Annotated in this window: 17 protein-coding genes and 1 tRNA gene; 3 read left to right on the top strand and 15 right to left on the bottom strand. The window is 63.3% G+C overall.

The window, feature by feature from the left end; all coding sequences use genetic code 11:
* Positions 1-54: 54 nt before the first annotated feature.
* The gene (locus ACSKT0_RS07555) at positions 55-3,450 is read right to left on the bottom strand and encodes a pyruvate carboxylase (protein WP_437773188.1); all 3,396 of its coding nucleotides are present in this window, start codon (positions 3,448-3,450) and stop codon (positions 55-57) included.
* Between the two features lie 313 nt (positions 3,451-3,763).
* Here ACSKT0_RS07555 and ACSKT0_RS07550 point away from each other — a divergent pair, with 313 nt between their 5' ends.
* Entirely contained in the window at positions 3,764-4,582 is an 819-nt protein-coding gene (locus tag ACSKT0_RS07550) for a ParA family protein (RefSeq protein WP_437773187.1), read from the top strand.
* Between the two features lie 130 nt (positions 4,583-4,712).
* On the opposite strand, the gene ACSKT0_RS07545 is transcribed toward ACSKT0_RS07550, so the two are convergent.
* The 5 genes from ACSKT0_RS07545 to gcvH all read right to left on the bottom strand — a co-directional run bounded on the left by ACSKT0_RS07545 (position 4,713) and on the right by gcvH (position 7,796).
* On the bottom strand, positions 4,713-5,306 hold the full coding sequence (locus ACSKT0_RS07545) for a MerR family transcriptional regulator (protein WP_236816845.1): 594 nt from the start codon (positions 5,304-5,306) through the stop codon (positions 4,713-4,715).
* 243 nt (positions 5,307-5,549) lie between these two features.
* Entirely contained in the window at positions 5,550-6,053 is a 504-nt protein-coding gene (locus tag ACSKT0_RS07540) for a bifunctional nuclease family protein (protein ID WP_234753890.1), read from the bottom strand.
* Positions 6,053-6,769, bottom strand: coding sequence for a transcriptional regulator FtsR (ftsR, locus tag ACSKT0_RS07535; protein WP_437773989.1), 717 nt, complete (start codon positions 6,767-6,769; stop codon positions 6,053-6,055). The genes ACSKT0_RS07540 and ftsR overlap by 1 nt, the downstream gene beginning before the upstream one ends.
* 20 nt (positions 6,770-6,789) lie before the next feature.
* The gene (locus tag ACSKT0_RS07530) at positions 6,790-7,269 is read right to left on the bottom strand and encodes an FHA domain-containing protein (RefSeq protein ID WP_234753790.1); all 480 of its coding nucleotides are present in this window, start codon (positions 7,267-7,269) and stop codon (positions 6,790-6,792) included.
* A 140-nt stretch (positions 7,270-7,409) separates the two neighbouring features.
* Positions 7,410-7,796 (bottom strand): glycine cleavage system protein GcvH, encoded by a 387-nt coding sequence (gene gcvH / locus ACSKT0_RS07525; protein ID WP_078105597.1) that lies wholly within the window; start codon positions 7,794-7,796, stop codon positions 7,410-7,412.
* 163 nt (positions 7,797-7,959) lie between these two features.
* Here gcvH and ACSKT0_RS07520 point away from each other — a divergent pair, with 163 nt between their 5' ends.
* Positions 7,960-8,856: a DNA-formamidopyrimidine glycosylase family protein gene (locus ACSKT0_RS07520; RefSeq protein WP_437773186.1), complete on the top strand. Its 897-nt coding sequence runs from the start codon at positions 7,960-7,962 to the stop codon at positions 8,854-8,856.
* Between the two features lie 21 nt (positions 8,857-8,877).
* On the opposite strand, the gene ACSKT0_RS07515 is transcribed toward ACSKT0_RS07520, so the two are convergent.
* A complete protein-coding gene (locus ACSKT0_RS07515; RefSeq protein WP_437773185.1) occupies positions 8,878-10,101 on the bottom strand; it encodes an MFS transporter in 1,224 nt (407 codons plus the stop codon).
* A gap of 171 nt (positions 10,102-10,272) precedes the next feature.
* Between ACSKT0_RS07515 and ACSKT0_RS07510 the strand changes: the two genes are divergently transcribed.
* Positions 10,273-10,719 carry a MarR family winged helix-turn-helix transcriptional regulator gene (locus ACSKT0_RS07510; RefSeq protein WP_078105600.1) on the top strand — a complete coding sequence of 149 codons (447 nt, stop codon included), beginning with the start codon at positions 10,273-10,275 and terminating at the stop codon, positions 10,717-10,719.
* Positions 10,720-10,779: 60 nt separating this feature from the next.
* Here the strand turns inward: ACSKT0_RS07510 and ACSKT0_RS07505 are convergent, their stop codons facing one another.
* The 8 genes from ACSKT0_RS07505 to ACSKT0_RS07470 all read right to left on the bottom strand — a co-directional run bounded on the left by ACSKT0_RS07505 (position 10,780) and on the right by ACSKT0_RS07470 (position 18,265).
* Complete coding sequence (locus ACSKT0_RS07505) at positions 10,780-11,130, bottom strand: zinc ribbon domain-containing protein YjdM (RefSeq protein WP_437773184.1); 351 nt, start codon at positions 11,128-11,130, stop codon at positions 10,780-10,782.
* A 721-nt stretch (positions 11,131-11,851) separates the two neighbouring features.
* Positions 11,852-12,076, bottom strand: a complete 225-nt coding sequence (locus ACSKT0_RS07500) for a hypothetical protein (RefSeq protein WP_437773183.1) — start codon at positions 12,074-12,076, stop codon at positions 11,852-11,854.
* A gap of 628 nt (positions 12,077-12,704) precedes the next feature.
* Positions 12,705-12,778 (bottom strand) — tRNA-Pro (locus ACSKT0_RS07495).
* Between the two features lie 127 nt (positions 12,779-12,905).
* Positions 12,906-14,456 carry a ribosome biogenesis GTPase Der gene (gene der, locus ACSKT0_RS07490; RefSeq protein ID WP_078105603.1) on the bottom strand — a complete coding sequence of 517 codons (1,551 nt, stop codon included), beginning with the start codon at positions 14,454-14,456 and terminating at the stop codon, positions 12,906-12,908.
* A gap of 80 nt (positions 14,457-14,536) precedes the next feature.
* Complete coding sequence (locus ACSKT0_RS07485; protein ID WP_437773182.1) at positions 14,537-15,199, bottom strand: lysophospholipid acyltransferase family protein; 663 nt, start codon at positions 15,197-15,199, stop codon at positions 14,537-14,539.
* Entirely contained in the window at positions 15,192-15,905 is a 714-nt protein-coding gene (gene cmk / locus ACSKT0_RS07480) for a (d)CMP kinase (protein WP_437773181.1), read from the bottom strand. Before cmk ends, ACSKT0_RS07485 begins: the two co-directional genes overlap by 8 nt.
* Positions 15,905-17,011 carry a prephenate dehydrogenase gene (locus ACSKT0_RS07475; protein WP_437773180.1) on the bottom strand — a complete coding sequence of 369 codons (1,107 nt, stop codon included), beginning with the start codon at positions 17,009-17,011 and terminating at the stop codon, positions 15,905-15,907. The genes cmk and ACSKT0_RS07475 overlap by 1 nt, the downstream gene beginning before the upstream one ends.
* A gap of 3 nt (positions 17,012-17,014) precedes the next feature.
* Positions 17,015-18,265 carry a pseudouridine synthase gene (locus ACSKT0_RS07470; RefSeq protein ID WP_437773179.1) on the bottom strand — a complete coding sequence of 417 codons (1,251 nt, stop codon included), beginning with the start codon at positions 18,263-18,265 and terminating at the stop codon, positions 17,015-17,017.
* Positions 18,266-18,403 lie beyond the last annotated feature (138 nt).

Here is an 18,403-nt window from a genome sequence, read left to right as displayed (position 1 = left end):
CGGGCTAACAGCCCGGGACCTTTCTTCTTGCGTGCTCCGCGGAGGAGCGGGCCGCTATTCGACCACGATCAACAGATCGCCGCCCTGGACCTGCTCCACGTTGTTGATGGCGAGGCGCGAGACGGTGCCGGCCACCGGCGTCGTGATGGATGCTTCCATCTTCATCGCCTCGATGGTGGCGACGGTGTCGCCGGCCTTGACGGCGTCGCCTGCTTTGACGGTCAGGGTCACGGCGCCGGCGAACGGCGCGGCCACCTGGCCGGGCTGGGACGCATCCGCCTTCTCCGCGGCCTTCACGTTGCTGACAACCGACTTGTCACGAACCACAACGGGGCGGGACTGGCCATTGAGCTTGCACATGACCGTGCGCATGCCCTTTTCGTCGGGCTCCGAAACTGCTTCCAGGGAAGCGATCAGACGCACGCCCTTCTCGAGCTCCATGACGTGTTCGGCACCGAGCTGGAGACCGTACAGGTAGTCACGGGTATCGAGCACCGACAGGTTGCCGTAGGTGTCCACGCTCTTGAGGTAGTCCTTGGTGGGGCCCTCGAACAGAAGCCGGTTCAGGGTCCTCTGGCGGGACTTGGAATCGCCCTTGAGCGCAGCACTGTCTTCGGCGCTCAGTTCGACGTCGCGGACCTTGATGCTGCGGCCCTGGAGCGCCTTGGTGCGGAACGGCTCCGGCCATCCTCCGGGGGGATCTCCCAATTCACCCGACAGGAAGCCGATGACGGAGTCCGGGATGTCGTAGTTCTGCGGGTTCTCGTTGAAGTCCGCGGGATCTGCATGGATTCCCACGAGGTGCAGCGCGAGATCGCCCACCACCTTGGACGACGGCGTCACCTTGACCAAGCGGCCCAGGATACGGTCCGCGGCTGTATACATGTCCTCAATGGCCTCGAAACGCTCGCCAAGGCCCAACGCGATGGCCTGCTGGCGCAGGTTGGACAGCTGGCCGCCCGGAATTTCGTGCTGGTAAACCCGGCCTGTGGGACCGGGAAGGCCGGACTCGAACGGCGCGTAGACCCGGCGGACCGCTTCCCAGTAGGGCTCCAGGGAGCTGACGCTGGCCAGGCTGAGCCCGGTGTCGCGCGGGGTATGTGCCAAGGCGGCCACAAGGGCCGACGCCGACGGCTGGCTTGTCGTACCGGCCAGGGACGCTGATGCGACGTCGACGGCGTCCACGCCGGCGGCCACGGCTGCCAGCAGGGTGGCCAGCTGGCCGCCTGCGGTGTCGTGCGTGTGCAGGTGGACCGGAAGGTCGAAGCGTTCACGCAAGGCGCTGACAAGCTTGGCTGCGGCCGCGGGGCGGAGCAGGCCTGCCATGTCCTTGATGGCGAGGATGTGCGCACCGGCGTCGACGATCTTCTGGGCGAGGTCCAGGTAGTAGTCGAGGGTGTACAGGTTCTCGTTAGGGTCGAGGAGATCGCCGGTGTAGCAGAGTGCAACCTCCGCTACCGCGGTGCCGGTGGCCCGCACTGCGCGGATGGCCGGAGCCATCTGGTTGACGTCGTTGAGGGCGTCGAAGATGCGGAAGATGTCGATGCCGGTTGCCGCGGCCTCGTTGACGAATGCCTCGGTGACTTCCTCCGGGTAGGGCGTGTACCCGACTGTGTTACGGCCACGGAGCAGCATCTGCAGGCAGACATTGGGAAGGGCCTTGCGCAGCGCGGCCAACCGGTCCCAAGGATCCTCGCCGAGGAAGCGCAGGGCAACGTCGTAGGTGGCACCGCCCCAGGCTTCAACCGACAGCAGTTCGGGCAGCAGTGCGGAAACGGCGGGACCGGCCGCGACGAGGTCGCGGGTACGGACACGGGTTGCGAGGAGCGACTGGTGGGCGTCGCGGAACGTTGTGTCCGTGACGGCCACGGCCTGCTGCTCGCGCAGGGCCTTCGCAAAGCCTTCGGGACCCAGCTCCTGCAGCTTCTGGCGTGAGCCGGCCGGTGCAACGATCCCGGCAATCGACGGGAGCTTGGCTGCGGGGTCCGAGTGGACCTTGAGTTCGCCGTTGGGCTTGTTGACCGTCACATCGGCCAACCAGGTCAGCAGTTTGGTCCCGCGGTCCGCGGAGACGTGGGACTTCAGCAGTTCGGGGCGCTTGTCGATGAAGTCGGTCGCCACGTTGCCCGCAATGAAGTCCGGGTCGGCAAGGACGGCCTGGAGGAAGGGGATGTTGGTGGACACGCCACGGATCCGGAACTCGGCCAGGCCGCGCCGGGCACGGGCCACCGCAGCCGGGTAATCGCGTCCACGGCAGGTCAGTTTGACCAGCATGGAGTCGAAGTGGGGGCTGATCTCGGCACCCGAGTAGACCGTGCCGCCGTCGAGGCGGACACCCGCGCCACCCGCGGAACGGTAGCCGGTGATCTTTCCGACGTCGGGCCGGAAGCCGTTGGCAGGATCTTCCGTGGTGATGCGGCACTGCAGTGCGGCGCCCTTGATGGATACCGACTCCTGGCTCAAGCCGAGGTCTGCGAGGGTCTCGCCCGAGGCGATGCGCATCTGCGCCTGTACGAGGTCCACATCAGTGATTTCCTCGGTGACCGTGTGCTCTACCTGGATGCGCGGGTTCATCTCGATGAAGACGTGCTGGCCGGCCCGTTCGCCCTCGGTGTCCACCAGGAACTCGACCGTTCCGGCGTTGACGTAGTTGAGGGCCTTCGCGAAAGCGACAGCATCCCGGTAAAGGGCCTGGCGGATGGACTCGTCCAGGTTGGGGGCCGGAGCGATTTCCACGACTTTCTGGTGGCGGCGCTGCAGGGAGCAGTCGCGCTCGAAGAGGTGCATGACATTGCCCTCGCCATCGGCCAGGATCTGGACCTCGATGTGGCGGGGACGCAGCACTGCCTGCTCCAGGAACATGGTGGGATCGCCGAACGCGGCGTCCGCCTCGCGCATGGCCGCCCGGAGGGCTTCCGGAAGGTCCTCGCGGGTCTCCACCCGGCGCATCCCGCGGCCACCGCCGCCAGCGACGGCCTTGGCGAAGATCGGGAATCCGACCTCGTCCGCTGCGGCAATGAGCTCGTCGAGGTCGCGGGACGGTGCGCTGGACTTCAAGACCGGTACTCCGGCCTTGCGGGCGGCCTCGAGTGCGGCGACCTTGTTGCCGGCGAGCTCCAGGACCTCCGCCGGCGGGCCGATGAACGTGATGCCTGCCTCTTGGGCCGCCCGGGCGAGGTCCGGGTTCTCGGAGAGGAATCCGTAGCCCGGGTAGATTGCGTCTGCACCCGATTCTTTGGCGACACGGACGATTTCGTCCACGTCCAGGTAAGCGCGGACCGGATGGCCTTCCTGGCCGATCAGGTAGGCCTCATCAGCCTTCTGCCGGTGGATCGAGTTGCGATCCTCATACGGGAAGACCGCTACGGTCTTGGCGCCCAGTTCATAGCTAGCGCGGAAGGCCCTGATCGCGATTTCGCCGCGATTAGCCACCAGAATCTTGGAAAACATGCTTCTCCTGCATCATTGCGGGTGTAACGGTCGGTGGTCACAGTGTGTAAGACCTCCATACCCAAACACAAATCTTTGTGGTGACAGTCACACGGGGATTCGTCACGAGCAGTGTACCTTCGCGCACGATGCAGTTTCACGTGCTAAAAGGCGATCGAGTAACAGGCGGCCCAAGCGGTTCCGGGCCGATAAGGCGGGAATCCGCGGCCACTCAACATATGATGTTGAAGGGCAGCGGCAGAGCCCCGGTTCCGGCAACGCCGGAACACAAGCACCGCGACACGGCAACCGGCGTTAGGTTTTGGGTTTTCAAGTGCAAGTAGTCAGCATCAGCAGCCTCAAAGGCGGCGTGGGCAAGACATCCGTAACCACTGGGTTGGCCTCGGCCGCACTGGCCGCAGGGATCCCGACCCTTGTTGTGGACCTGGATCCCCACGCCGACGCCACCACGGCCCTCGGCGTCCAGGCCGGTGACCAGCTCGACATTGGCCGCATGCTGAAGAACCCGCGCAAGGCGAGGCTCTTGGACAACGTGGTCAGCAGCGGCTGGGTTGACCACCCACGCGGCAACGGTGGGGGGACGGCCCTTGATGTCGCCGTCGGATCCGCCTACACCGGAATCTACGACCGGCCGGATCTTGGGCGCCGCGATCTCCGCCGCCTGACCACGGTCCTTGCTGCGGCCGAAAAGTACGAGCTGGTACTCGTCGACTGCCCGCCTTCCCTCAACGGGCTCACACGCATGGCCTGGAGCGCGAGCGACCGCGTGGTCCTTGTTGCCGAACCAGGGCTCTTCTCGGTAGCCGGCACGGAACGCACCATGCGCGCCATCCAGCTGTTCCGCCAGGAATTCGCCCCGCAGCTGGCTCCGGCCGGGATCGTTGCAAACCGGGTCCGGACTGCCTCATCCGAGCACACGTTCCGCCTCGCAGAGATGGAATCGATGTTCGGCGAACTTTTGCTGGCACCGCATATTCCGGAGCAGGCGAACTGGCAGCAAATCCAGGGGGCCGCCCACGCCGTCCACCACTGGCCTGGCGACTCCGCCAAGAACACCGCCAAGCTTTTTGACTCGCTTCTGGAGAACATGCTGTCCTCAAACAACGGCACGCGGGAACGCCGCAAGCGCTGACGGGAACCTGCGAGGCAGAAGCTGCCTCTTCGAGAAATGCGTTCTTCGAGAGAAGCGACGAAGCCGCCTTCCTGTTGGAAGGCGGCTTCATTGGTCTTCAGTGGCAGCTCACGGCGATCCCGACGGCGGGTCAGCCCGTGCGGCGCGCGGAACGGCGCTTGCTGAGTTCGTCGTCCGGAAAGGACTGTTCTACAACGTGCTCGCTCGGCAGCGCAGCAAGGCTCCCCTCGACTTCGCGCCACACGCGGCCTACCGCGATGCCGAATACGCCCTGGCCACCCTGCACCAGGTCAATGACTTCGTCCGCGGAAGTACATTCATAGACACTCGCACCATCGCTCATGAGCGTGATTTGCGCCAGGTCTTCCACTCCGCGTTCACGCAAATGTTCAACGGCCGTACGGATCTGCTGGAGGGATACACCTGTGTCCAGGAGGCGCTTGACGACTTTGAGAACCAAGATGTCCCGGAAGCCATAGAGCCGCTGCGATCCGGAACCGGCGGCGCCACGCACAGCGGGTTCAACGAGTCCTGTACGTGCCCAGTAGTCCAGCTGGCGGTAGGTGATCCCTGCCGCCTTGCACGCGGTGGGACCACGGTAGCCGGCATCTTCATCCAGGACCGGAAGGTCCTCTGTGAAGAGCAGACCCTGGGCACCGCTTGCGGGTACAGCAACGCCTGTCGACGCCTGCTTTAGCTCGCCTGCTTCGCCTTTGGGACTCACGTGACCCTCCTTGTCAGAAGTTCCCTTGGGGATGGTGCATACGGCGGCTAACACGAAACGGGAAAATGCACTCGTGTAATTTCAACGCGGCCGCACCTTTCAGTGTGACTTGCGCGGGTCCTGTACGCAACGGGAACTTGATATCTTCGACGTTAGGCGTGCGGGAGCCTCAGGTCAAAGACGTCCGGGGCATTTTCAGATCGTGTCGAAACTTTCACCCTCAACTTTAACCTTAGGCTACCTTCAGCCTTCGAAATCCTCGGGCTCCACGTCGTCCAGGAACTCCCGGAAGCGGCGCAATTCCCGTTCTTCGTCGACTTCGGGACCCGGCTCGGTGTCTTCGCCCTCGTCGTGTTCGGTGATCCGGACGCCGGCTTCATCCATCACGGCGTCCGCACACCAGATGCGGCATTTCGCCCGCAACGCAAGCGCCAACGCGTCGGAAGCGCGGGAACTCACCACAGTGCCGTCGTCGAACTGGAGCTGGCCATAAAAGATATTGTCTTCGACCGCCACGATGTTCACGCTGATGATGGTGTGGCCGAGTGCTTCAACGACGTCGATCATCAAATCGTGGGTCATGGGCCGGGGCGGCACGACGCCTTGCTGGGCCAAGGCGATGGCACTGGCTTCGGGCGTGCCGATCCAGATGGGGACATGGCGTTCCCCGTGCATCTCGCGCAGGAGGACCAAAGGCTGGTTTGAAGGCAGTTCAATCCGCACTCCAACGATCTCGACCTCAATCATCATGCGTCCATACGGGAGATACGGTCCTGCACCAAGGCTCGATGCAGGCTGAGGCAGAGTTCGCTGATCTCCCGGGCCGCTTCCGCTGCCCGGGATTGCGATGCCGCATCCCTGCGGGACGTCAGAGGAGCGACGACACGCTCCACCAAGCCGAATTCACGCTCCGCTGCGGCCTGGAAGGGACGGAGGTGCCGCGGCTCAAGTCCATGGCTTTCAAGCTGGACACATGCGCGCGCCACTTGAAGGGCGTGTTCGTCGAATCTGCCGTTGACGTGGCTGATGAGCCCGTAACTGAGGAGTGACTGCAATAGCGGGACGCTGGCCCCGGATTCCGTCCGCAGCTGCTCCTCGCTCAACGCGCGCGCGTGGCCCTGCAGCTCAGCCGCAAGTTCGTCCGAGACAATCCGCGGAGAAACCGACACCCCCGGCGGGAGGCTTTCGGGACGCTCGCCACGGTCGATCGCGTCCAGGTAATCCTTGATGACCTTCAGGGGCAGGTACTGGTCACGCTGGAGGGCCAGCACGAAACGCAGTCGCTCGACGTCGCTTTCGGCGTACTGCCGGTACCCGGCAGGCGTGCGCTTCGGATTGATCAGTCCCTTTTCCTCAAGAAAACGGATCTTGGACGCCGTCATGGTGGGAAAGTCGTCGCTGAGTTGGGCGAGGACCTCCCCGATGTTGAGGACCTGCGGTCCTCGCCGTTCCGGCTGGGGCAGTGCCACAGGCGTACCCGGAATCAGTCTTGGCCTGCTGCGCGGGCAGGGCTCAGGTAGTAGGTGAGGCGGAACTTCCCGATCTGGACCTCGCTGCCGTTCTTGAGCAGGACGTTGTCCACCCGGTCCTGGTTGACGTAGGTGCCGTTGAGGCTTCCAGTGTCCACTACTTCGAAGCCTTCGGGGGTGCGTACGAATTCCACGTGCTTGCGCGAAACCGTCACGTCATCCAGGAAGATGTCCGCATCCGGGTGGCGGCCCGCAGTGGTGGTGTCGGAGTCCAGAAGGAACCGTGCACCCGCATTCGGGCCGGTGTGCGCAATCAGCAAAGCCGATCCAGGAGGCAATGCCTGGACCGCAGCGCGCTCCTCGGCGGCCAGCGGCGGCCGGGCATCCGGCTCGTGGTGGCGCACGGGCGTGAGCTGAATTGAGGTGGTCTCCGAGGTTGGCTGTTCTACAGCACCGTGCTCGTCCCGGGCGTGGTTCCGCTTGCCGCCAACCATGGAAATCCTCCTCATCCGCCGGCAGTTGACAAAACTGCCGGTTACGCAACTGCCCGGTTCCCCGGGCCAAACAGGTCGCTGGCCCGCCGCCGTCGCTCCCGGCGTTCCGGGGAGAACCGACTTGGCGGGCCAGATACCATTTAGCCTACCTGTTGTTCGTACTCTGATGCACTGAGAAGGGTCTCGATGGCGTCAGCTTCCGAAAGCTTTACTTCGAACAGCCAGCCGTCACCGTAGGGATCCGAGTTAATCAGGGCAGAGTCGGTGTCGAGAGCCTCGTTACGGGAAACAATTTCGCCGCTCACCGGGGCGTAGATGTCGCTTACGCTCTTCGTCGACTCGACTTCACCTACGACGTCGTTGCCCTTCACCGTGGTGCCAGGCTCGGGCAGCTGGGCGTAGACGACATCGCCGAGTGCATCCTGGGCGAAGTCCGTGATGCCGACGCGCACGACGCCGTCTGCATTCGGGGCACTGACCCATTCATGTTCGGCGGTGTAGGAAAGATCGGCAGGAATATTGCTCATGAGTCGCCTTTCATCGGGACATTTCGGACCACGACGGCGGCCCGGTCATCCGGCCACCGCTGAAAGTATAAGCACATCACTGCCTCCTCCCCACAGGTGTCTGGAATGATTGGAAGCAGACTCGAGCCGCATAGTCCTGCAACGCCGCCGAAGGAGCACGATCATGCCGGAGCTGCCCGAAATCACTGCCCTGAGCGACTTTCTGGACGGGCAGCTGTCCGGGGCACAGCTCACGCATTTACTGCTGCCATCGGCGTTCGCCCTGAAAGTAGCGGATGTTCCCCATGAATCGCTCATCGGGCGGACCGTTGAATCCGTCGGCCGACGTGGGAAATTCCTGGTTTTCGAGATCGCCCCCGCTGCACCGGAGGGCGGCGACTTGGCGGAGCCTGTGTACTTGATCGTCCATTTCGCCAAGGCCGGCTGGCTCACGTTCTCGGAGAATCAGCCCGGAAACGAAGCGAGCGTGGCGGGCGAATACTTCGCGGCGCAATTGGGCTTTTCGAACAACGGCAACGATTTCGGCATCACCCTGACCGACACCGGAACGTGGAAGGGATTGGCCATCTTCATCGTTCGCCAGCCGGAGGAAGTCCATGGCATTGCCGAGCTGGGGCCGGATCCCCTTGACCCCGGCTTCGGCCTGGACGAGTTCAGCCGGCTTTTCACGCACCGGCAGCAGATCAAGGGAATCCTGAAGAACCAGAAGCTCATAGCGGGTATCGGGAACGCCTACAGCGACGAAATCCTCCACGCGGCGAAGCTGTCTCCCGTCGCCGTTGCTTCTTCGTTGGGACCGGACGCGGTGGAGCGTCTCTTCACCACGATGCAGGACATTCTCAGCGGGGCCATTAAAGATCTCTCGGGCAAGAGCCCGGAAGAACTCAAACCGGCTAAGAAGGCCTCGATGCGCGTGCACGGCAGGACCGGCGAGCCTTGCCCGGTCTGCGGGGACACCGTGCGGGAGGTTGCCTTCGTGGGGACTTCGCTGCAGTACTGCCCCACGTGCCAGACCAACGGCGAGATCCTCGCCAAACGCGGTTCGAGCAACGACGCCTGATTCGAAGAAGCCGCCCGTCGCCTAGGCGACCGGCGCCTCCTCAGGTTCGCGTACGACGTCGGAGGCTGCTTGCTGCGCGGAAGCTGACTGCGCCGCTCCCCCGCGTCCGGCGGCTGCCGCGGCAGCGATCATGACGAACAGGGCCGCTAAAGTGATGGCGGCGCCGGCCCAGATGGGCGAGGTATAACCCAGGCCCATGGTGATGGTGACTCCGCCCAGCCAGGCGCCCAGGGCGTTGCCCAGGTTGAAGGCCCCTATGTTCGCTCCGGAGGCAAGGGTGGGCGCGGTGGCGGCAAAGTGCATGACGCGCATCTGCAGGCCCGGGACGGTAGCGAAGCCGAAGCCGCCCATGAGTGCCAGTGAGAACAGGGTGACCACCGGGCTCGCGGCAGTGAGTGCGAAGAACACGAGTACCAGCACCAGGCCCGCAAGGATGACCACGAGGGTTTTGTCGATGGACTTGTCGGCCGCTTTGCCGCCGGCGATATTGCCGACGAACAGTCCGGCGCCAAACAGGACGAGGAGCCAAGGGACGGCGTGGGGATCGAATCCGGAGACTTGGGTCAGCGTGAAGGCGATGTAGGTGAAGGCACCGAACATACCGCCAAAGCCGAGAATTGTGACGATAATCGACAGCCACACCTGCGCGGACTTGAAAGCGCCTAGCTCACTGCGGAGGCTGCTGGCGGCGGCGCCTTCTTTGGTCCTCGGGACCATGAGGGCAATGCCGATGAGGGCGAAAACGCCGATGATGGTGATGGCCCAGAAGGTGGACCGCCAGCCAAGGTTCTGGCCGAGGAAAGTTCCGAAGGGAACACCCAGCACGTTCGCGGCGGTGAGGCCCGTGAACATGATGGCAATGGCTCCGGCCTTTTTGTGGGCCGGGACCAGGCCGGCCGCGACCACTGAGCCGATACCGAAGAAGGCTCCGTGACAAAGGGCGGCAACAATGCGCCCGATCAGCATTGCCTGGTAACTGTCCGCGATGGCGGAAAGGAAATTGCCCGCGATGAACAGGACGAGGAGCCCGATCAGGACAGGCTTGCGGGGCAAGCGGGTGACGGCCGCTGTCACCAAGAGGGCGCCGACCACGACGCTCAGCGCATAGCCGGTGATGAACCAGCCGGCGGCCGCTTCGCTGACTCCGAAGTCGGTGGCAATTTCCGGCAAGAGGCCCATGATGACGAATTCGGTCAAGCCAATGCCGAATCCGCCCAGGGCAAGGGCGATCAACCCTGCGGGCATGTTGTTGCTCCTTTGTGGGGATGGATTCCCGTGAGACTGGAAGTGCGTCGCCGAGAACCGTAGAATTAGTTGCAGACGCTCCATATATAGTTGCATGCGCCATGTAATTGCGCAAGCAACTACTTTGCGGGCGTCTGATTTCTTCATCAATCGGCAGGAGTTACAGGAGACATGGGCATCAAGGACGACGCCGTTGAAGTACGCGCGCAAGGGTGGCGGACTCTCGCAGCGCTCCACGGCAACATCGAGGCAGCGCTGGAGAAGGCGTTGCAGTCCGCTGCGGATCTTTCGGTGGTCGAGTACACGGTGCTTGACGCTCTGAGCCGCCAGGATGGCTGGCACATGCGGATGCAGCAGCTTGCTAGGGCCACGGCACTGTCCAGCAGCGCCACGACGCGTTTGGTGAACCGGCTTGAAGACCGGGGGTTGCTGACGAGGATCCTGTGTGCGGACGATCGGCGCGGGATTTACACGGAGCTCACGGAAGCGGGCCAGAAGCTGTTGCTGGCGGCAAGGCCGGTGCACGACGAAACCCTCGCGGAGTCCCTGACGGCCGCAGAATCGGTACCGGAGCTTGAACCGCTGGTCAAGGCACTGGGGGCGCTGCAGGGGGCTTGAGGTTTCTTTCGCGGGCCCAGCGTTGGTTTGACGTGTTGAGTGGCCACGCGCGTCGGCGCGTTAGACCTTCTTGACCACGCTTGACTTGAGCTGCATCGGCCCGAATCCGTCCACCTTGCAGTCGATGTCGTGATCCCCCACGCCGTTCACGAGGCGGATGTTGCGGACCTTGGTTCCAACCTTGATGGCCGTGGCGCTCCCCTTGACCTTGAGGTCCTTGATCACTGTGACAGTGTCCCCGTCTGAGAGGACATTGCCCACGGCGTCCTTGATGTCCGTTGACTCGGCTTCTGCCTCATCAGACGCGGCCGGCGACCATTCGTGAGCGCATTCGGGGCAGACCAGCAGCGCACCCATCTCGTACGTGTATTCGCTGGCGCATTCGGGGCAAGGGGGAAGTGTTTCGCTCACCATCCAATGATAGTTGGGGTCGGTACAACACGTAGACGGAGACCGTGGCACACGTACGAAGCGCATCTCGTTTGACGACGGGCATCTCATTTGACGACGCGCAGAATGACCTGCGACTACGAATTTCCTTCGTCGATCGGCAATTTCCGAGTCGTGGATCGGTTTCGACATCGGAGACATGTCATGCCGGACAGAATCAAAGCAACGATAAGCGCCAGCGTCCCACTTTGGATGAGAAACATTGCGAGGCGAGAATGAGGCACTGTGTCATCCGGAAACGCGCGGAAGTGTGACACAGCGAACCCCAGGCAGTGTCTGGGAGGATCAGGAGCACCGACGGAACCGCATAGGCGAACAACATGAAGTGAGCCACCCTTCTGGCATCGAAGGATTTACGATTCCGCCGGCACAAGGGTCCAACACGATGCCGGTTGTTCCGCTCCAAATCACGAACCAAATGACGTTGCCAACGTTAGACCCGCCCTGGAACGCCACATAGGACTCGAAGACGCCCAGTCCGGTGTACCGCGCTGAAACGATGAACACGGCATGGGCCCCTAGCAGCCACGAAATGACACCAGCCAAGACTATCGCCGCACCTGCTGTTCGTACCCTACGCATGGTCAGCGCTCCGTACTCGACAGGCGCGTATCTATGGAACGCTCCCGAACCAGTGGATTCCCGGGTAATCTGCATTAATCGCCTTCAGAACCGTGCTGTCTCATTCTCTTCCTTCATCCGTGGGTTCAACAAGCTCCAGAAGCACGATGCCCATGGCGGTTTGAATCGGCTGACGCCTGTCGAAGTCCAGTTCTTCGAGGAGTCGCAGGTCGTAGACCCGACCAGCCAGCGCGCCTCGCCAATCGTCGTAGGCGACGGCGATTCGGGTGGCATCAATAGACGCAGCGTGCCTGAATCTGACATGGCCCATAATGCTTTCGTCCACAAGCTTGAAGCCTTCCTCAAAGGCTCGTGCCCAAGAGTCCGCACTGTTCATGGGTGCCCGCTAATCCATGATGCCCGAGGGTCTCTTGCTTGGCGCAGTTCCATTGAGGCTTTTGAAACTCTTCTGCTGCTCATCAAAGTCCTCCTTGTTAATTTTGGTCCCGACTTTGATCGACTTGTAGCTAATAATGTTCTCTGCAACGGATCTTGTTTCCATAAGCTGTCGTGGCCCTATCGATTCCTTGCCGGCTGAGAAAACGCTTACGACACGGCGAGTCACGTCGTGTCAACGCTCTGGCCCTCCAAACAAGGTCAGCACGGTGAGCTCAGGTCCGGAGAGAATCGCGGGGGCGGCGTCGATTCTGCTGGATCACGCTCTTCGAAGACGGTCGACCCCCGAACACCGTCGGATTCTGCTGGATCATTCCCTTCGCCGACGTTGCTGGCCCCGAGATTCCGCGGACCCGGAATTTGTCCATTCGAATGATTGAGCAGAATCCGAAATCCGAGCGCTGACGATCCCATCCGAGCAGCAGAATCCAACGCGCACTCGCTGCCACACAACGCTTAAACGCAAAAGTCCCGGGAACCATACGATTCCCGGGACTTTTGCTATCCAGACCTTGCGGTCGGGCTGACAGGATTTGAACCTGCGACCCCTTGACCCCCAGTCAAGTGCGCTACCAAGCTGCGCTACAGCCCGTCAGTCCTGCCGTTCTCCGCCTAGGTTTTCACCTAAGCAGTCCGGCCGAACCACCTCAAAAAGCTTACACGATGTTCGAGGTTCTCAATGACACCTTGGCGGGTGTCATCTGTGATGCGCGTCTCAATTAGCGCTTCTTGCCGCGCTTTTCGCGGACGCGCATGTTGACCTCGATCGGCGTGCCGTCGAAGCCAAAGGTTTCGCGCAGCCGGCGAGTGATGAACCGGCGGTATCCGGGGTCCAGGAAGCCCGTGGTGAAGAGCACGAACTTCGGCGGGCGGCTGGACGCCTGGGTGCCGAACAGGATGCGCGGCTGCTTGCCGCCGCGGACCGGGTGCGGGTGGGCAGCCACGAGCTCGCCCAGGAACGCGTTGAGGCGTCCCGTGGGGATGCGCTTGTCCCAGCTCTCCAAGGCAAGGTCCAGTGCGGGCACCAGACGGTCCTTGTGCCAGCCGGTCTTCGCGGAGATGTTGACGCGCGGGGCCCATTCAACGTGTGCCAGGTCCTGCTCGATTTCACGTTCGAGGTAGCGGCGACGTTCGTCGTCGAGCAGATCCCACTTGTTGAACGCGAGGACCAGCGCGCGGCCCGACTCGATGGCGAGCTGCAGGATACGCACGTCCTGCTCGCTGAGCACCTCGTCAACGGCCAGGAGCACGACGGCGACCTCCGCCTTTTCGAGCGCGGCCTGCGTACGCAGGGAAGCGTAGAAGTCCGCGCCCTGGGCCATGTGCTGACGGCGGCGGATGCCTGCAGTGTCCACGAAGCGCCAGGTGCGGCCGCCCAGTTCGATGAATTCGTCCACGGGGTCGCGGGTGGTCCCGGCGAGGGGATCAACGACCACGCGCTCGGAGCCGGCAAGCTTGTTCAGCAACGAGGACTTACCGACGTTCGGACGGCCGATGAGGGCGATGCGGCGGGGACCGCCTGAACGCTCGACGCCTTCCACCGTGGAGAACTCGGGCAGGGTGTCCATGACGTGGTCCAGGAGGTCGGCAACGCCGCGGCCATGGAGAGCGGACACCGGGTACGGCTCGCCGAAGCCAAGGCCCCAAAGCGTTGCCGAGTCGGCTTCCTGCGCAAAGTCGTCAACCTTGTTGGCCACCATGATGACCGGCTTCTTGGACTTGCGCAGCATCTTCATGACACCTTCGTCCGTGGCAGTGGCGCCAACGGCTGAGTCCACCACGAAGAGCACGGCGTCAGCCAGTTCCACGGCCATCTCGGCCTGCTCGGCGACCCGGGCGTGGATGCCCCTCGCGTCGTGCTCCCAGCCACCGGTGTCCACGAGCGTGAAGTTTCGGCCGTTCCAGTGTGCCGAGTACATGACACGGTCACGGGTAACGCCCGGGGTGTCCTCGACGACGGCCTCGCGGCGGCCGAGGATGCGGTTCACCAGCGTGGACTTGCCGACGTTGGGGCGGCCAATGATGGCCAGGACCGGGTCCAGCTTGAGGGGACCGTCTTCGCCTTCATCGTCGTAAAGCCCGCTCAGCAGGGCGGCGTCGTCCTCGTCGAGGTCATAGTCTTCCAGGCCTGCCCGGAGGGAGGCTGCGCGGAGTTCGGCTTCGTCGTCGTCCAAGGCGGCGAGGTTTTCAGCCACCTGGTCGGTGCCGGTGGGCGTGTATTCGTCGTCGCCGGCTCCGATGTTGCCGGATTTGTGAGTCGTATCGCTCATTGCACTTTCCTTAGTGGTGATCTGCCGGCGTCCCGGCTACTTCTTCTTGGCGGTGCTGCATTGGCTGTGGGCCGGTTCATTTAGTCCCCCGGAAGGGACTGACCGGTGGTCTTGACGGCATCCTGGACGTGTCCAGCCAGCGCAGCGCGGATCTCCGCAGCCGCCCTGTCCATTGAAACACGCCCCGACTCGCCATTTCTGCGGGTCACATTCAAGGGGGCTCCGAAACTGACGTGCAGGCGGCGGCGCAGCCTCGGAATGGAATCGCGATGTTCATCTCCGATCCGCGTTCCGAGGATGGCCACGGGAATCACTGTGGCCCCTGACATCAACGCGAGCCATGCGACGCCGTTGCTGATATTGCCGGCGGTGCCGCTCCCCCGCGTTCCTTCGGGGAGAATCCCCACGCAACGGCCGGCGTCGAGCACTTGCTTTCCAAGCTGGAGCGCCGCGCGATCGCCCGAACGGTCGATGGAAATCTGCCCCGAGGCACGAAGAACTTTTCCCAGGAAACCCTTGAACATCTCTTTCTTGACCAGGATGTGCATGGGCCGTGGAGCCGCGCCGAACATCACCGGCCCGTCGAGGAAACTGATGTGGTTGCCCGCGAAAATGACCGGGCCGGACTTGGGAACATTGGAGCGTCCCGTGATCGCGGTCCGGTACAAGGCATGATCCAACAGCCAGCCAACAGGCCGGCTCCACATCATGGTCCAGCGTGCCGGGAGCCGGGCTTCAGTCACCGTAGATGACCTTGCCCACAATGCTCAGAGCCGTTTCGACCGTCTCTTCGAAATCCAGGTCCGAGGAATCCAGGGTCACGACGCCGTCGGCTGCTTGAGTGAAGTTCACCACAGTGGAGTCCTTGGCATCGCGGTGGATCACTTGGGCGGCGAGCTGCTCCTGGGTCTGCGTTCCGCCCAACTGGAGGCCGCGGCGCCGCAGCCGGGCTTCCTCGCTGGCGGTCAGCAACATGCGGACCTCCGCATTGGGCGCGACGACGGTAGTGATATCCCGTCCTTCCACCACCATGCGGCGGTGGTGCTGTTCGATCAGCTGGCGCTGGCGACGGATCAATTCGTTGCGGGCACCCAGGGTGGTTGCCACCGCGCTGACCGACGAGGAGATCCTCGGCTCTCGGATTTCCTCCGTGATGTCCACTCCGGCAACACTGACGTATTCGGCGTTCGCGCTCGTGCTGAGTTCCAGCGGCAGATCCTTTGAGGCCTGCTCGACGGCGGCACCGTCGGCGAGGTCGATGCCGGTCTTGAGGCAGTACCAGGTCAACGCACGGTACATCGCACCCGTGTCCAGATAGGCGAGCTTCAAGCGCCGGGCAACTTCCTTGCTGACACTGGACTTGCCGGAGCCGGACGGGCCGTCGATGGCGACAACGAGCGGCTTTCCCGGACGTACGACGGTCTCCGGGCCGAAAAGTTCACGTTTCATTACTGGAGTACCCGCCATCCACGGTCGGTCAAGGCTTCAACAAGGAGGTCGTGCTTGTTGGGCATAACGGAAAGTTCCACCATGCCAACGTTCTGCCCGGACGAGTGATCCAAGCGGAGGTCTTCAACGTTGACGCCGATATCACCGATCTCCGTCAACAGCCTGGCGATCTGCCCGGGCCGGTCGTCTACCAGAACTGTAAGCCATGAATATGCCTGCGGGGGTCCGCCATGCTTTCCTGGGATCCTGGCCTGCCCGGCGTTGCCCTCACTGATGAGCTGGGCAAGATCCAGGCGGGCCCCGGGGGCCGTGGGATCCTCCAGGGTACCGATCAAGCGGTTGAGGTCTTCACGGACACCATGGAGGATATCCACCACCTTGGCAGCGTTGTTGCCAAGGATCTGCACCCAAAGGGTGGGATCGCTGGCAGCAATCCTTGTGGTGTCCCGCAGCCCGTTGCCGGCCAGGGACAGCGCGTGAAGCGGTGTTCCCTGCAGGCGACTGGCGAGAAGCGAAGACATCACCTGGGGCAAATGCGACACCAAAGCAACGGCTTCATCGTGTTCCTCCGCCGTGAACTGGGAGACTATTGCCCCCAGGTCACCGGCAAGGGAACGTGCAGTCTGAAGCGCGTCGGCGCTGGTCTCGTCGGACGGGCAAAGGACCCAAGGCATGGACGTGAAGAGCTCGCCCCGGGCCGCGACGGGCCCGGATTTCTCGCGCCCCGCCATCGGGTGCGTCCCGACGTAGCGGGACATGTCCACTCCACGGCCACGGAGCTCGGCTTGGATGGCCAGCTTGACGCTGGCAATGTCCACCACAACGGCCTCCGGGTATTCACCCAGGGCACGCTCGACGACGTCGGCCGTCACATCCGGCGGTGCCGCGACAACAGCCAGCTGGGGTGGGTTCCCAAGCTCGGACAGAGGCCGGCCCGCTCCGATATCCACGGCCACGGCCTGGTTGGTTGGCGACGGGTCCGAAAGGAACACGGAGACACCCCGGCCGCGCAGGCCGAGACCGATGCTGGCTCCGAGCAGGCCGGTGCCGAAAACGACCACCGGGCCGTCAAGGTGGCCCCGGCCGTGCGAGTGGAATGCCGACATGCCTTACAGTCCTACGGAGGCCAGGAGGTGTCCGACTTCCTGCTTGCCGAGGTTGCGGATGCTGCCCTGGCGCTGGTCGCCCAGGCCGATGGGACCGATCTTGACGCGCACGAGGCGAAGCACGGGGAAACCCACGGCTTCGAACAAGCGGCGGACAATACGGTTCTTGCCGGAGTGCAGCACAACCTCGATCAGCACGTGGCCCGGAGTGGAATCCACGAGCTTGAACGAGTCGACGGACGCGATGCCGTCTTCGAGCTCGATGCCGGCCTTCAACTGCGCGCCGACGCCCTGCGGGAACGGACCGCGGACCTGTACCAGGTACGTCTTGGGCACCTCGTATGACGGGTGCGTCAAGCGGTTGGCGAGTTCGCCGTCGTTGGTCAGCAGCAGCAGGCCCTCGGTGGCGACGTCAAGACGGCCGACGTGGAAGAGACGCTCGCCCTTGTTCTTGGCGGACTTGAGGAAGTCGCTGATGCAGGGACGGCCTTCGGGATCTTCCATCGTGGAAACGACACCCTTGGGCTTGTTGAACACCATGTAGAGCATGGTGTCATCGAGCTGGATGCGGATGCCGTCGACGTGGATCACGGCAGTGGCGGGGTCGACGCGCATGCCAAGCTCGGTGGTGAGCTGGCCGTTGACCTCGACGCGGCCTTCTTCGATCATTTCCTCGCACACGCGGCGGGAAGCCACGCCGGCCTGGGCCATGACCTTCTGAAGGCGCACGCCATCGGCGTCGTGCTGCTCGGACTGTGCCACCTCGCCGCGGCGGCCGCGGGGCTTGCGGATCGGTCCAAGGTTCTGGCCGAAGCGCTCGCTGCCGAAGGCGCGGGAAGCGTACTGTTTCTTGGTGCTTGTCTTGGGCTTCAATGCGCCCGGCGTGCCCGGCGCCTTGCCGAAGCCGGGCTTGTTGGAGCCTGGCTTGCGGGGGGCCTTGGCTGGCCTCGCGTCTTCACGACGCTCGTAGCCTCCGGCCGAGGTGGGATTGTCCGGATCGAAGGGGCGTTCTTCACGCGGACGCGTGGGCTTGAAGGGGCGCTCTCCGCCCGGGGAGAAGCTGCGCTTGCTACCTCCGGAGGCGCCACCGGCACGGCTTGCGCCACCCCGGCCGGCACCAAAGCTGCTGCCTCCTGCGCGGCCGGCACTGCTGCGGCCTGCGTTGTTGCGGCCTGAGTCTTGCGACTCGTTGCGTCCGGAAGTGTTTCGTCCCGAACTATTACGTGGTGAACCCTGGCGTCCCGCCTGTGTCATGACCCGTCCTTTTGTTATGGTGGCCGGCTTGTTCTTTCTCAACGTAAGCCAGCCGGACAGAGAATATCTGTCCTGTGTGTCTGCCCGCTACTAGCCGGGCGTTTGTAGATCCTTGCAATATTGAGTTGTTTAGCTTGC

Origin of the sequence: Arthrobacter sp. KNU40 (assembly GCF_051515115.1) — a bacterium.
GTDB lineage: Bacteria > Actinomycetota > Actinomycetes > Actinomycetales > Micrococcaceae > Arthrobacter.
This window is presented reverse-complemented; position numbering and strand designations above follow the sequence as displayed.